The organism is Pajaroellobacter abortibovis (genome assembly GCF_001931505.1).
GTDB lineage: Bacteria > Myxococcota_A > Polyangia > Polyangiales > Polyangiaceae > Pajaroellobacter > Pajaroellobacter abortibovis.
This window is the reverse complement of the sequence record NZ_CP016908.1, coordinates 964,167-978,928: the sequence shown is the minus strand read 5'-3', so window position 1 is coordinate 978,928 and position 14,762 is coordinate 964,167. Positions and strand designations below refer to the sequence as shown.

The following is a 14,762-nucleotide window of genomic DNA, read 5'->3' as shown; positions in this document are numbered from 1 at the left end:
AAGTCACCATGAAAATTGCGATTCCGGGCGAGCTTGTCGTGCTTTCTAGTGAGGAGATGGTCGCTCAAGAAGCGTCGAAGCGGATCGCCAATGCGATACGAGAAGCAGCCAGAGAGAATGAACGGATTACCCTCGCGTTAAGTGGGGGGTCCACACCACGAGCGACCTATACTGCCCTTGGGCGTGAGCAACAAGTGCAGTGGGAATTGGTGGAGTGGTTCTGGGTGGATGAGCGTGCGGTGCACCCCACTTCTGAAGAGAGCAATTTTCGTCTCGTCAGAGAAACGCTACTGGACGTTCTTCCGATCTCGATTTGCTGGCGTATTCATCGTATGGCAGCAGAGGAGGAAGATCTCGAGAAAGCCGCTCGGCTGTACGAGTCGTGTATTCTAGAGCGTGTGCAGCGCAATGCTTCTGGTGTGCCGATGTTGGATGTTGTGGTGCTTGGAATCGGAGAAGATGGCCATACAGCTTCTCTCTTTCCTCATTCTCCGTCTCTTCATGAACGGAATCAATTCGTTTTGTATGTGCCCGCAACAGAAAAAAGGCGTGCGCGGATGACACTCTCCCCTCTTCTCATTCAGGCTGCCAAACGGATTTTCGTCCTTGCTGTCGGGGAATCAAAGGCGAAATCTCTTGAGCGCGCGTGGGCGTGCGAAGGTTCGCTTGAAGAGACGCCGGCTCGCATTTTGCGAGGTGCTCAAGGGTTTGTCACTTGGATCGTTGATCAAAAAGCTGTATGAGATCATCGATGATCCCTTGCCGCTGAAGTTTTGATCCTCGATTAGGTTTGGCCCCTCAACCATCTTTGAATGGAGGTTGAAACGGCATCTACGGTAAATCCGAACTTTTCAGCAAGTACATGAGCGGGTGCACTTGCTCCAAAGTGATCGAGCCCAATGCAGAGCCCTTGCTCTCCGACCCATTTACGCCACAAAGCTGTTCGGCCCGCTTCGATAGATACCTTTTGGGTGGAGGGAGGTAAGACCGCCTGCTGATACGATACATCTTGCTTTGCAAATTGCTCCCAAGACAAAGCGCTGACTACACGAACACGATGTCCTTGCTGTTCTAGCTTCACTTTGGCACCCACAGCGAGATGAAGTTCACTGCCCGTAGCGATAAGGACTAAGTTGGGAGCTCCCCCCTTTGCTTCTTGAACAATATAAAATCCTTTTAGCAGGTCATTGTTCTTAACCGTTGAATCGCGGAGAATGCGCGGTAATTTCTGGCGAGCGAGCGCGAAAGCAGTGGGTCCCTTTCGGTAGGCTAGCGCAAGCACCCATGCAGCAGCGATCTCCATTCCGTCTGCAGGTCGTACAATCTGTAAATCAGGAATCAAGTGCAAGGAGGAAAGGTGCTCGATCGGTTGATGCGTAGGGCCATCTTCTCCTAGGAAAAGGGAATCATGGGTGTAGATCCAGAGGCATTGCAGTTTCATCAATGCGCTCAAACGAACGGATGGACGCATGTAATCGCTGAATATCAAGAAGGTTGACCCGTAGGGGATAATGCCTCCGAAGAGAGCTAACCCGTTGCAGATAGCCCCCATCGCGTGTTCTCGAATGCCGAAGTGGATATTGCGCCCTTGAAATTGACCGCGCGCTATATCCCCTTCTCCTTTAAGGAGGGTCTTGGTTGAAGCTGCAAGATCAGCTGCTCCACCTATCAGTGAAGGGACCAACTTCCCCACAATTTGTTGCGCTTTGTAGGACAAAATGCGAGTTGCTTCTTCTTCAGAGCCGAGGGCTTGGAGAAGCTGTTCATAAAGATCGGCAGGGATTTTCTTCGTCTGAAAATCGTTGAATTCTGCAGCAAGCTTGGGATGGTTGACTCTCCATTCATTCCATTGCTGATTGTAGACCTCACGCTGTTTCGCTAGTTTTCGGCCGTGCTCTTTGAAAAAGTCTTTCACCTCTTGTGGGATGTGGAAGTGACGCTTAGGATCCCATCCCATGTTCTTTTTGGTCAGTTGGATCTCTTGCTCTCCGAGAGGTGCGCCATGGGCTTCAGGTGTATCGACAGCATGGGGAGCTCCTTGCGCAATATGCGTACGCGCTCGGATAAAAGAAGGGCGATCTTTTTCCGCGATAGCTCGATCGAGAGCCGTTCGGATCTGGGCGTGATCATGTCCATCGATCGACTGTACAAACCATCCATATGCTTCATATCGCTTTGCTACATCTTCTGAGAAAGCAATAGATGTATTCCCATCGATAGTGATGTGATTGTCATCGTAGATCATGATGAGGTTATCGAGCTCCAGGTGGCCTGCGAGACTGGAGGCCTCTCCGCTAACTCCTTCCATGATATCGCCATCAGATGCGATGACAAATACGCGAATCGGAGCAAAGGGCTGACCGAAGCGGGCTGCGTGAATCTTCACAGCGAGTGCAAAGCCCACTGCATTGCCAACTCCCTGTCCAAGCGGGCCTGTTGTTGTTTCTACGCCTGGAGTTAGATCATGTTCAGGGTGACCAGGCGTTTTGGAGCCCCACTGGCGAAAGGACTCGAGTTCAGACAAAGGCAGATCGTATCCTGACAAGTGCAAAAGAGCATAGAGCAGCATGGAAGCGTGACCGGCAGATAACACAAACCGATCCCTCCCTATCCAATGAGGATCGTGGGGATCGTGTCGCAAGTAATTGGTCCAAAGCTCAAAAGCAATGGAGGAAAGTCCCATAGGGGTTCCTGGATGGCCACTTTTTGCTTTCTCTACGGCATCCATCGCAAGCGCTTTAATGGTGTTGACACATTGCTGGACGATAGGTTCTTGAGATGCTGCCATGATCGTTCCTTTTCTCTCAGTAATCGTGTTTTATTGCTTTGCGACTCTTATCAAGAAAAGCGATTATGGTGTGTCTCTCATCTACTTTCAAGCGGTTCCGACTAATCGATTGAAGGAGCGTCTGTTTTAAGGATGGGTCGCGTAGTAAGCGCTTCCTGCTAGACCAATGTCCGTGTTTTGAACAACAGCCACGGGGATTTGCTGTAGAAACTTGCGGAAACGTCCTTTATCCACAAAAGAAGAGAGGAAAGGAGCAGGATCCCATGTTTTAAAGATTTGGGAGGCAATGTTGCCCGCGATGAACACGCCTCCTAATGAGAGGGTTTTAAGGGCCATATTGCCCGCTTCAGCCCCATAAATGCTGAGAAATAATTTAACTGCGCTGATCGCAGGGGGGCTCCTCTTGTCAGAAGCCAGTTGAGTGATCATCGCAGGATGCTGCTGAGCAGGTGTGTTCTGTAAGAGCTTAAGAATTGAAGGGGTTTCAGCGATCCCTTCGCCATTCTTAAAAAAATCGTACAGTTTGGTGAGTCCAGGACCCGAGAGAATCCTTTCATAACTGACATGTCCGTAGAGGGATTGTAAATAATTGTAAAGCCTCCATTCGAGCGCATTGCGCGGCGCAAAATCGACATGACCCCCTTCTGTCGCGCATGGGATGAATCGAAGCCCATCCCAAATCAGCAATGCTTCTCCTAACCCTGTTCCTGCTGCTACCATGATGAGATTCGCACCTTTTTTCTTGGGGAAGCCCTCTCCCTGCAAGAGTTTTATGTGATTTCGGGAGATGCTGAGCGCTCCAAAGGCGAGAGCAACCAAGTCATTGATCAGCACAACTCGTTTGATGTTGAGCTTATGCGCGAGGATGTGAGCATCTATCGTCCAAGGCAGGTTTGTCGCTTTACACCGCTGCCGCACAATAGGCCCTGCGATTCCAATACACGCAACGCTAATCGGAGGCGGATGGATTCCTAAGAATTTTCGGATAATTTTTTCAAGACTTGGGTAATCTCGGCTTTGAAAACTTTCTGCGCGTAGACTGCGGCGCCCATCAGGTGTGTAAAGAGCTAGCCTCGAATTGGTACCTCCGATATCTCCTGCAAGAATCACCCGTCAGTAATTACTATGGATGCGCTGAAGAGGGAATATGATTTTTCCCATTGTTTTTTTGACGGATAGCATCGATATGCTCTGCGTATGTCGTTGAAAATGTGTGCCTCCCTTCTCCTCGGCTGACGAAGTAAAAAAAAGGGCTAGAAGGGGGAAAAAGCGTTGCTTCAAGTGATTTCGCTCCTGGATTACTGATCGGGCCGGGAGGGAGCCCTTCATGTTTGTAGGTATTGTAAGGGTTGATCGGATCGACTAAAATGCTACGTTTTATTTTCCCTTTGTATCCTGTACATGAATCGAGTTGGGGAGAAGTCAAACAGCCGTAACCTGCTGTGGCGTCCGATTGAAGGAGCTTCGGCTGAAACGAAGGGGACACGAGGCGATTGAGGAAAACGCTTGCGATAAGACCTCTCTCTTCGTCCACAGCGGCCTCTTTTTCAATGATGGAAGCGAGTGTGACGATTGCGTGCATCCCCCATCCTGATGGATGGGATGATTCTTCTGAAGGAGCGCGGTGAGCTTCGAGAGCACGGTAACGAAAGTTGAATTCTTCTTTCATTCTCATGATGAGCTGTTGAGGGGTGCTATTGGGAAGAAATTCATACGTCGCAGGAAAGAGATATCCCTCTGCACTTTTTGCCGGAATTTGAAGCGTTTTGAGCAATGCTTGATCGAGCGTAGCAACTAAAAAAGAGCGGCTTGAGCAGACGCGGTGCTCATGGAGAAGCCTGGCGATATCAAATCGAGTCCATCCTTCTGGGATAGTAATTTTGACCCGGTGAAGCCATGTGCTGCGTCGCAGGCGCCCGAGCAGCTCGTAGGGGGATAACCGATTGGTGAAGAAGTGAGGCCCTTTCATAATGCGTCCAGTGCCGCCTGTGGCTGCTATATACAGAGAAAGCAGAGGTGTAGGCCCTTGTGCGGCACCTAGCTCAACCAATTGATGGGCGAGAGCGTGAATGGAGGGGACTTCCTCAAGAGAGATTTCGATTTCACGCTCTTCTCCTTGGTATTTGGCTTGGCTGTAGAAAAGGAGAGCGGGACAGAACACCATGGCAGAGACTCCAATGAGCGCAAGAAAGATGCGTTGGCCCCAATAGAGGAGAGGTGAGTGTGTGTGGCGCTTTCGCAAGCGACGTCGGCCATTGTGCTTCTTCCCACCGAGTGGAATTCCACGGTTTTTTTTTTGATACTTCTTTTTGGAGAAGGGCTTCATGGGAAAATCAGAGTTGCTCTACAGCTTTGTTCGCTTCGAGCCAAGCCTCAAGGATAATGACTGCTGCCACTTCGTCGATAGAAGTGTGCGCGTGGTGTTGACGCTTAGGGGTCTCTGTTTGTTGCATTCGTCGTTTGGCTTCTACTGTTGTCCACCGCTCATCCCATAGTACCACTTCTGTGGAGGTTGCATGTTGAATTGCCTGGGCTAATCTTCGAACCCAACGAGCGGTGTCCCCTTCCCCTCCGTGCATATCAAGTGGTAGACCGATCACGAAGCGTGTGATCCCTTCCCGTGTGACTAGCTCTTGAAGTTGGCGGAGCAGCAGCGTCTGATTACGTCCATTGAGCGTACCGCGAGGATGAGCGAATAGACGCAGCTCGTCGTCTACGGCTACACCAACACGCGTGCGGCTTATGTCGAGAGCGCACGTTCTACCCTTCATGAATGCCACCTTGCTGTCAAATCAGCTATTCTTGTGTTTCGTTTCGAATCACTTGACCTAGGCCCCTTATCAAGAGGATAAAACTGCTTAATAGAGATATCAACAGTCGGTTGTGAATAGAAACTAGTGAATTCCTTTTATACCATTGTATTTCTCAGTTTGTCGTTGTTTTTGCTACCTTTGTGTGTCGAAGCACAGGGACAAGAGCCCTTTTCCACCGACTCCTCTGGTGCCCCTGATCCTCTTGCAATCTCCCCTGCAATTGCAGCGCAAATCGGAAGCGATCAAGAACCGGAGCCGTTCAAAATGGATAAACCCCGGACGTCTTTTTTCCCCCCTTTTTATGTTGGATATCAGCGTCGCGCATGGGATGCCAATGAAAAGTTATTTCCATTCGATGAGCAATCTCTTTATTGCTTGTTGTACTATCGCCGGCGCTCTGTTTCACACGATGCGGATGTGTTTTTCCCTTTATTTTGGAAGATGCGAGAACAAGAAAACCATACCCTTGTCGTGGGCCCTTGGGTTTCTCGTTATGTACCCGATGCGGCCGATCGATGGCTTGTCCCGCTTCTTTTCACGGGGAGTCGAAAAGAGGGTGGATATTTCGGTATCCCACCCTTTTTAACATTCTCCTATTGGGATACGTCGTCTGCCTTCACGTGGAGTATTCTCTATTTCAGATCGAGGCAGAAGCAGGATATTTCGAGCGGTCTTTTTCCCTTTTATATGTGGGGGGAGAAAGGGGCTTTAGAGGAAGAAAAGAAGCGCTATCTTGCTATTCCTCCCTTACTTTTTTATTCCCAATTCGATGCCCTAGAATCGAGCTCGCTCACTGTGGCTGGCCCGATCATTATGAAATCTACCCCTAATCGCTCTTATTTTCATGTTGTGCCACTCTTTTTTCATATTCATGGGAATCCAAAGACAGGAGGGGAACGGGAAACGCACACTACGCTTCTCCCCTTGTTTCATACTGGCCATACAGAGAGGGAGTCTTTGCTAGTGTTACCTGGATACCTCAGACATAAAACCCCTACATCAGATACGCTGATCACCCCTTTTTATTCCCGCGCATACACTCGTGGACAATCTGCTGTGTTGACTGCCATGGGGCCTATTCTACCGCTCTACTGGAGCCATCACGATACGGATTTAGCGAGTCGTTCTTATGGATTTTTCCCTCTTTTTTATGCTTCCTCAAGCCCTACAGGGCGAGATTTTCTCACTCCTCTTGTGGGCCGATTCGAAAGCTATGGCATCTATCAGCGGTGGTGGTTCTTGCCTACGTGGATTGTGGGTCGCGATCGCGAAGGGTGGGAAGCCAATCTCTACCCTCTCCTTTATGTACGTCGGGGGATAGCCGCTTCCCATACAGTAGTAGTCCCTCTCTTTTGGGATTATGCAAGTGCGAAAGGGCGAACAACCATAGGATTTCCTGGGCTCTGGAGATTCGAAAGCGTCTCTTCCCAATCTGTTACGCAGGTCGTGTTGAATACGCTTTATCTTCAAAAACGGGTGTCGGGGGGATTGGATTGGCAGTTTCATTTCCTTCCCTTGTTCTCATGCGGTGCGTCCCCTCAAGGGCATTGGTGGAACATGCTCTTTGGACTTGTGGGATATCAGAAGAGTACACAGAGGGAGTACCTTAAGGCATTTTGGGTTCCGTTCCGCATTTCAGGAAAGGAGTAGATGGAATGTTGCTCTTGAGCGTTTGGAAAGGAAGAGGAGAAGCAGCTTATCTGCGAGTTAGAACTCGACGAAATCCTTGAAGTACTTCTTGGATCTCGCGCGCCGTGGTTGTGTCTCCTAGAGAGATACGTGTGCTGGCAAGAGCGCGTTCACGGTCGTACATGGCTTCTATCACTGGAGATGGATCGATTGTCCCTGCACTGCATGCGCTTCCGCTGGAGATGCATATTCCTTCGAGGTCGAGAGCAGCTGCGAGTTCATCTCCTTTCCAATGAGGCCAGGTAATGCTGGTGATGTGTGGAGCTCTTGGTCCTGTTTTTCCGTTGACGCGAGCATCTACTGCTATCGCGAGCAGCTCTCTTTCCAATTGATCGCGGAGCTGTGATAGACGGGCATACCGCTCAGGAAGGCCTAGTGCATAGCGAGCAGCTGCAGCGAATCCAGCTGCGGCGACCGGATCGAGCGTTCCTGGTCTCATGCCTCTCTCCTGAGAACCTCCCAAAAGGAGGGGGGAGATCGATATTCCTGGCTTTAAAATCAGCGCTCCGATTCCTTTAGGACCTCTTATTTTATGCGAGGCGATGCTGCGAGAGTCTGCTCCGAGGGCAGGCTTATGGTATTTTCCAAAAGCTTGGATCGCATCACAGTGCAGGTGGGTATGAGGATGGTTTTGGATCAGTTGGAGCGCTTCTTCGATCGGTTGAATCACCCCCGTTTCGTGATTAATCGCTTGAAGAGTAACCATCCGAATCGACTGCTGCTTAAGAGCATGAGCCAAATCGGATAGATCGATTTCCCCCGTTGGGCGGATCTTCAGCCAACGCAGTCGCGCTTTTCGTTCTCGTTCAAGCTGCTCTGCGACTCGGAGAACAGAAGGATGCTCGAGCCGGCTGAGCGCAAGAATCCCCTGATTCTCTTGTGTAAACAGAGAACGGAGAGCGAGGTTATTCGCTTCAGTTCCACCTGAAGTAAAAATGATATCGCGCGGATCTGCGCCAGTCAACTCCGCTACGGCGACGCGGGCTTGCTCAACCATCCCCCTTGCAGCTCGCCCAAAGGCATGTACGCTGGAAGGGTTTGCCCAACCAACCTGAGCTGCGTGTATCATTGCTTCTACTGCTTCGGGTAGCAAAGGGGCAGTCGCATTCCAATCGAGGTAAATAGGAGCAGCGAGTCGGTAAGATGTTTTCATCCATTGCGGAGAATTAGAAAACTGTAAGGGTTGTGGTGATTTTTGGTTCATATTCGACTACTTTTGTCTCATGGCGCCCAATTGTTCGGAAGCAAATCGTTTTACTTCTTTCTTTCCTCTCCCTCCTCTGTATGCATTGGGGACGATTTTATTCTATGTCCTCTTTCATTGGTTGGCTTTCGTATGGGCCAAATTGGGGTTCTGGCTATTTGCGGCAGTTGCTTTCGTCCCTTTCTGGTTGGCTATTTACCGTCAATCCACCCGTTCTGCTTTTTGGATAGGACTGTGGGGAGGAACCGTTGTAAACATTGCCGGCTTTTACTGGATTTTTCATTGCTTACGGGAATTCACTCCATTTCCTCCTTTTCTGTGTGCCGTATTAATGGTGATCGTGTGCGTGTTTCAAGGGGGTCGACATGCTGTGATGGCCTGGTTTTGCCAGCGCCTCCAGGAACAGAAGTATGCGCCTGCGCTTGCGTGGATGGGGGCTTTTGTTATCACGGAGCAGTGCTATCCTCTTTTATTTCCATACTATTTTGGAGCCGTTACACATACCCAGCCCATTTTAATGCAAACTGCTGAACTAGGGGGACCTATCCTTGTTGGCTGTGTGCTTGTTTTTGTGAATATCGGGATAGCTGAATGTTTCCTTTCACTTGTGGATAAGCGTTCCCCCTCTTTCTGTTTGATAGGGGCCTGTTCCGCCGTTGTGGTTGCTGCTCTTGGATTTGGATGGGCTCGTATTCACACGATCGAACGAAAATTGCAAGACGCTGAACCTCTTCAAGTGGGTCTTGTGCAAGCCAACGTGGGTTTTTTTGAGAGACACACAGAGGCCAATGAAAACCTGCAGCGTCATCAGCGAATGACGGAACAGCTACGTGAGGAGAAAGTAGATCTTGTTGTGTGGAGTGAGGCTTGGGCAATCCCCCCTTTGGTTGAGTCAGGTGCGTTTTCATTGTTGGAAAGATATATCTTTCTAGACATTCATGTACCCCTTATTTTTGGGGTTGTTCTCGTGCGGAAAGGGGCCTCTCGCGATGATGCGCAATGGTTTAATAGTGTCCTTATTGCGGATCAGCAAGGGATTATACGAGGGCGTTATGACAAACAAAAACTGCTTATGTTTGGTGAATATATCCCCTTTGGAGATCTGTTCCCTGTTTTATATCAGTGGTCCCCTAATACAGATCGATTCACTCCTGGAATTTCTCAAGAACCTCTTCTGCTGGAAACCCATGGCAAGACGCATGCAATCACTCCTCTGCTCTGCTATGAAGATATCGTTCCTTCCTTTGCGAATCGGTTGGTACGTCACGCCCATCCAGAATTACTGGTCAATCTTACCAATGACATTTGGTTTGGCAATACGGTAGCGCCATGGGAGCATCTTGCCCTTGCACAATTTCGGTCAGTAGAACATCGGCGCTATCTTCTTCGTGGCACTAACAGTGGGATCACTAGTGTGGTCGATCCTGTGGGTCGTCTTATCGCTTTCAGTCAACCATTTGAACCTAATTCTATCAAAGCAACAGTGCATTGGTTCTCGATGTCGACTCTTTATGAGCGACTGGGAGACGTCCCGTGGTATATGATTTCTGTCCTGACTCTAGCAGCTGTCTTGTGGAAACGTAGGGGCCCTTTGCCTCGTTTTCCCTAGTAGTCCAAGAGAGAGACGAGATTGAATGCTGTTAAGGGACAATCAGGTTGATGATCTTCCCTGGGATATATACGAGCCTTTGAATCGATTTCCCTTCCACATAGCCACGTATTTTGGGTTCTAAGAGTGCCATCTCTCTAGCCTCCTCTTCACTGGCGGAAACGGGGATCTGAATCGATCCTCGCAGGCGGCCATTGATCTGAACTCCAATCGAAAGGGTATCCTCTTGGATAAGAGCTGGATCATACGTTGGCCAAGGCTCATAGGATAAGGTGGTGGTTCCGCCTAGACGTTCCCAAAGTTCTTCTCCAAGGTGCGGTGCAAATGGAGAAATCAGGAGAGTGAGAATTCTCGCTGCTTCTTTGGGGACAGTAGGCAGATGGTAGATGGACTTTACTAGGATCATCAATGCACTGATAGCGGTGTTAAATCGCAAGGCCTCAAGATCATGGGTCACCTTGTGGATTGTTTTATGGATCTGTTTTTCCAGTGCTTGATGTTGGTGGATAGGATCATCGGATAGGGGACCTGTACAGACTGTCCAAATTCTTTCTAGGAAACGGCGGATCCCTTCGATACTTCCTGTTTGCCACGGCTTTACTTGTTCTAAGGGCCCCATGAACATTTCATGCATTCGGAGGGTGTCCGCTCCGTACGCTGCGATAATATCGTCAGGGTTAATAACATTCCCTCTAGATTTGCTCATTTTTTCGCCATTTTCTCCGAGGATAGTCCCTTGATGGACCAACTTGAGAAAGGGCTCTGGATGGTGTACCAGGCCTATGTCGTATAAAACTTTGTGCCAGAACCTAGCGTACAAAAGATGTAGAACCGCGTGCTCAGAACCTCCAATATAGAGATCCACTGGCATCCACGCGTCGTAAGCTTGTTGATCAAAAGGCTTGTGTCGGTTAGAAGGATCGAGAAAACGGAGGTAATACCAACAAGAACCAGCCCATTGGGGCATGGTATTCGTCTCCCTCGCAAACCAAGCACCGTCTTTTTGAAAAAATCTCCAGTTTAGCGCTCGAGCTAAAGGGCCTGCAGGATCACGGCTTGGACGGAAGTCATCTAAATCAGGAAGTAAGACAGGTAGATCTTCTTTTTGAACGGGGATTGGAATGTTGAAATCGATGCGGTACTCGTTCCCCTCTTGACGTGGATCTCCGTCACATGTGACGGGAAAGTAAATAGGAATAGGTTCTCCCCAATATCGTTGTCGTGAAAAGATCCAATCCCGCATCCGATAAGAGGTGTATTGCTTTCCAAAACCATGGTTGATGAGCCACTGGGTAATCTGCTCACGTGCTTGAAGGACTGGAATTCCATTCAGTTTCTCAAGTTGGGGTGGGAAATGGTAAACAACTCCGCCCTCACAGAACGGTGCTTGAAAAACATCAACCGATTCTCCTGTAAGCGGAGCGATGACTTGACGTATTGGCCACCCATGCTTTTGTGCGAAAGCGTGATCCCGCTCATCATGGGCAGGGACTCCCATGACAGCTCCGCTCCCGTAAGAACCGATTACATAGTCAGCCACGGTAATAGGGATACGAGCTCCATCCAGAGGATGGATAGCGAATGCGCCTGCTAGAGTAGAAGCAAAAGGGTGGTCTGGAGCAATCGCGAGATAGGTTACTCCCGGTAACGTCTCAGGACGGGTAGTAAAAACGGTGAGAGGCATTGGATAGCCTTCTACCTGAAAGGTGATTGTGACTCCTTGGCTGCGTCCAATCCAGTGTCTCTGCTTCAATTTGGTATCAGGCCAATCCAGTGCGTCCAGGGCTTCATCGAGTTGATCGGCATAGGCAGTAATACGAAGCATCCACTGACGGAGCTTGATCGATTCGACAGGATGACCCCCTCGCTCGCTGCGACCTTGAATAACTTCTTCGTTAGCGAGGACAGTCCCTAAAGCAGGGCACCAATTCACTGGCACTTGGTCTTGATAGGCCAGCCCACGCTTGACGAGCTGAAGGAAGATCCATTGCGTCCAGCGTACATATTCAGCTTCTGTGGTATTGACTTCTCGACTCCAATCGAAGCTAAGCCCTAAACTTTTCAGCTGCCTTTTAAATACCTGAATATTTTTTTGAGTGGTCTCTTTAGGATGAGTCCCTGTCTGGATTGCGTATTGTTCTGCGGGCAAGCCGAAGGCGTCCCATCCCATCGGATGGAGTACATCAACATCACACATTCTTCTGTAGCGGGCTAGGATATCGCTGGCCGTATACCCTTCTGGATGCCCTACGTGCAATCCCGTCCCTGACGGATAGGGGAACATGTCCAAAACATAAAACTTTGGCTTATTAGGTCGCCTTTTTGCTTTAAAAGTCTGGTGTGTTTCCCAATATTGCTGCCACTTAGGCTCGATGATGGAAGGGAGATAAGGGGATAAAGTAGGATCGGAAGATGAATAGGACATGTTGACCAATGAGGTGCAATGAATTTACTTAATCAAAGTGATTTCTTTACAATGGCTTTTTTCAAATTGAATTACTAGGTTCTTTCTTTTCTGTTAATTGGATTCTCTGTTTTTCGCATGATATGAAGGGATGGATTGACTTACATTGTCACTGGCTGCCTCAAGTGGATGATGGGAGCCGCTCGCTGGAGGAAAGTATAGCTCTTCTACAAGGATTGAGCCGGCTTGGGTTTGGCACAATTGTTGCCACTCCTCATATTCGTCCTCCTCTGTTTGACTCCTCTCCATCTCGTTTACGGCTTGTTTTTGAAGAGGCCGTTCATGCCTTAAAAGCAGAACTAAACCCCTGCCCAACGCTATTCCTAGCTAGCGAGCATTTTTTTGATGATGTGGTGTTCCGTCGGTTAATGGATGGAAAGGGGCTCCCCTATCCAGGAAATCAGGCTGCACTTATTGAATTTTATCCTGATTTTTTACCTGCTTCGCTTTCTTATAGACTCTTTGATCTCAGAAGGGGAGGGATTCTCCCTGTGATTGCTCATCCGGAGCGCTATACCCCTGTTTGGCAGAATCTTGAGTGTTTGGACGTCTTTTTGCAAGCAGGAGCTTTTTTATTATTAGATGTGTGTGCATTAAGTGGTAAGTATGGTCGCTTTGCTCAGCGTTCTGCAGAGCGATTGCTTAAGAAAGGAGCCTACCATGCTGCTTGTTCCGATGCACATCGGCCTTCTGATGTTGAGCAAGTAGCTTGCTCGCTTGAGAAACTTGAATCCATCGTAGGTGCTCGAAGGATGGAAGAGCTGTTGATTCGTGGTCCTTCTTCTATTTTAGGATTGTCTTTCTCCTCCGACGATCAGGATCTCCATCATGCTTAACTCGCTTCTTCATAAGATTCATCAAAAAAAAATTCATCTCGTTATTGTAGGAGGGGGCTATGTGGGATTGCCTCTTGCTGTAGGGTTTGCCTTGGCCGGATTTCGGGTGACCATCTTGGATCACGACGCTCACAAAATGGAAGCTATTCAGGAAGGTCATTCGTACATTGAAGATGTATGCACTCAGGATATTCAGACAGTTCGAGAGAAAGGATTATTGGGTGCATCGACTTCAGAAGAAGTATTGGGAACAGCAGACTGTATTATCCTTTGTATCCCTACTCCTCTTAAGAAGAATAAAGATCCTGATCTAAGTCATTTAGACCAGGCAGTGGAAGCTATTCTCCCATTTCAGCAGGCGGGAATGTTGGTTGTATTGGAATCGACCAGTTACCCGGGGACGACACGTGAGCATCTCGTCCATAAGCTGATCCAGAATGGGAAATATACCGTTGGTCAAGATCTGTTTATTGCTTTTTCTCCCGAGCGTGTTGATCCTGGCAATTCCCGTTTCAAAATAGCGAATACGCCAAAAGTGATCGGAGCGGTTACTCCTGCGTGTATGACGCTTGCTCAGGCTCTTTATTCCCACGCAATTGATACTATTGTGCCAGTATCCAGTCCTGATGCTGCAGAAATGATCAAAATTGTTGAAAATACGTTTCGTGCTGTCAACATTGGTCTGGTTAACGAGTTTGCTCTCTTGTGCGAAAGCCTTAACCTCGATATATGGGAAATCATCCGTGCAGCTTCGACGAAACCATTTGGGTATATGCCCTTTTATCCGGGTCCAGGGTTGGGAGGACATTGTATCCCGATCGATCCTCTGTATTTAAACTGGAAGATGCGTACTCTCCGCAGAAAAACTCATTTCATTGAGTTAGCTGATTCTGTGAATGGCGCTATGCCTCACCATGTGATCCAATTGGTTGTAGATGGTCTTAATCAAGAGAAAAAATCGGTTCATAGTGCCTCCATTCTGGTGGCTGGAGTAGCTTACAAAGCTGATATCGGTGATGTCCGTGAGTCTCCTGCATTAGAGATCATTCATACCCTCAAGCAAAAGGGGGCCCGCGTGAGGTATCTTGATCCAGAAGTCCCCTCTTTTAATGAAGAGGGGCTTAACATGAAGAGTGTCGATCCGGAAACAAACTTTGGTGAGTACGACATGGTGATTATCGTTACGAATCATACCCGTTTGGCACTGGAGCGTATGGTGAAGGAAGCAAAGCTTATCGTTGATACGCGGGATGCCACCAGACCTTACCGGAATCAAAGTCGAGGAAGAATCATCTGTTTGGGGGAAGGTACGTCAGCCTAATCTATGTTCTTAAAGGAGATAGCACAAAAAGACGGTTT

At 48.7% G+C, this 14,762-nt stretch carries 11 protein-coding genes; 5 read left to right on the top strand and 6 right to left on the bottom strand.

Annotation, left to right across the window (positions count from 1 at the left end; translation table 11 throughout):
* Positions 1-8 precede the first annotated feature (8 nt).
* Entirely contained in the window at positions 9-743 is a 735-nt protein-coding gene (pgl, locus tag BCY86_RS04945) for a 6-phosphogluconolactonase (protein ID WP_075276743.1), read from the top strand.
* A 41-nt stretch (positions 744-784) separates the two neighbouring features.
* On the opposite strand, the gene tkt is transcribed toward pgl, so the two are convergent.
* The 4 genes from tkt to ruvX all read right to left on the bottom strand — a co-directional run bounded on the left by tkt (position 785) and on the right by ruvX (position 5,559).
* Positions 785-2,788 (bottom strand): transketolase, encoded by a 2,004-nt coding sequence (gene tkt / locus BCY86_RS04940; protein ID WP_075276742.1) that lies wholly within the window; start codon positions 2,786-2,788, stop codon positions 785-787.
* 126 nt (positions 2,789-2,914) lie between these two features.
* Positions 2,915-3,898 (bottom strand): glucokinase, encoded by a 984-nt coding sequence (gene glk / locus BCY86_RS04935; RefSeq protein WP_075276741.1) that lies wholly within the window; start codon positions 3,896-3,898, stop codon positions 2,915-2,917.
* Positions 3,899-3,911: 13 nt separating this feature from the next.
* Positions 3,912-5,114: an endolytic transglycosylase MltG gene (gene mltG / locus BCY86_RS04930; RefSeq protein ID WP_083604206.1), complete on the bottom strand. Its 1,203-nt coding sequence runs from the start codon at positions 5,112-5,114 to the stop codon at positions 3,912-3,914.
* A 7-nt stretch (positions 5,115-5,121) separates the two neighbouring features.
* Positions 5,122-5,559 (bottom strand): Holliday junction resolvase RuvX, encoded by a 438-nt coding sequence (gene ruvX, locus BCY86_RS04925; RefSeq protein WP_075276740.1) that lies wholly within the window; start codon positions 5,557-5,559, stop codon positions 5,122-5,124.
* Positions 5,560-5,685: 126 nt separating this feature from the next.
* Between ruvX and BCY86_RS04920 the strand changes: the two genes are divergently transcribed.
* Positions 5,686-7,251 carry a hypothetical protein gene (locus BCY86_RS04920; protein ID WP_075276739.1) on the top strand — a complete coding sequence of 522 codons (1,566 nt, stop codon included), beginning with the start codon at positions 5,686-5,688 and terminating at the stop codon, positions 7,249-7,251.
* A 46-nt stretch (positions 7,252-7,297) separates the two neighbouring features.
* On the opposite strand, the gene BCY86_RS04915 is transcribed toward BCY86_RS04920, so the two are convergent.
* Complete coding sequence (locus BCY86_RS04915; RefSeq protein WP_075277595.1) at positions 7,298-8,443, bottom strand: cysteine desulfurase family protein; 1,146 nt, start codon at positions 8,441-8,443, stop codon at positions 7,298-7,300.
* A gap of 70 nt (positions 8,444-8,513) precedes the next feature.
* Here BCY86_RS04915 and lnt point away from each other — a divergent pair, with 70 nt between their 5' ends.
* Positions 8,514-10,103, top strand: a complete 1,590-nt coding sequence (lnt, locus tag BCY86_RS04910; RefSeq protein ID WP_075276738.1) for an apolipoprotein N-acyltransferase — start codon at positions 8,514-8,516, stop codon at positions 10,101-10,103.
* Between the two features lie 31 nt (positions 10,104-10,134).
* Here the strand turns inward: lnt and BCY86_RS04905 are convergent, their stop codons facing one another.
* Complete coding sequence (locus tag BCY86_RS04905) at positions 10,135-12,528, bottom strand: leucine--tRNA ligase (RefSeq protein ID WP_075277594.1); 2,394 nt, start codon at positions 12,526-12,528, stop codon at positions 10,135-10,137.
* 122 nt (positions 12,529-12,650) lie between these two features.
* On the opposite strand from BCY86_RS04905, the gene BCY86_RS04900 reads away from it, so the two are divergent.
* Together BCY86_RS04900 and BCY86_RS04895 are read left to right on the top strand one after the other, a co-directional pair.
* A complete protein-coding gene (locus BCY86_RS04900) occupies positions 12,651-13,403 on the top strand; it encodes a tyrosine-protein phosphatase (RefSeq protein WP_075276737.1) in 753 nt (250 codons plus the stop codon).
* Complete coding sequence (locus BCY86_RS04895; RefSeq protein ID WP_075276736.1) at positions 13,396-14,724, top strand: nucleotide sugar dehydrogenase; 1,329 nt, start codon at positions 13,396-13,398, stop codon at positions 14,722-14,724. The genes BCY86_RS04900 and BCY86_RS04895 overlap by 8 nt, the downstream gene beginning before the upstream one ends.
* Positions 14,725-14,762 lie beyond the last annotated feature (38 nt).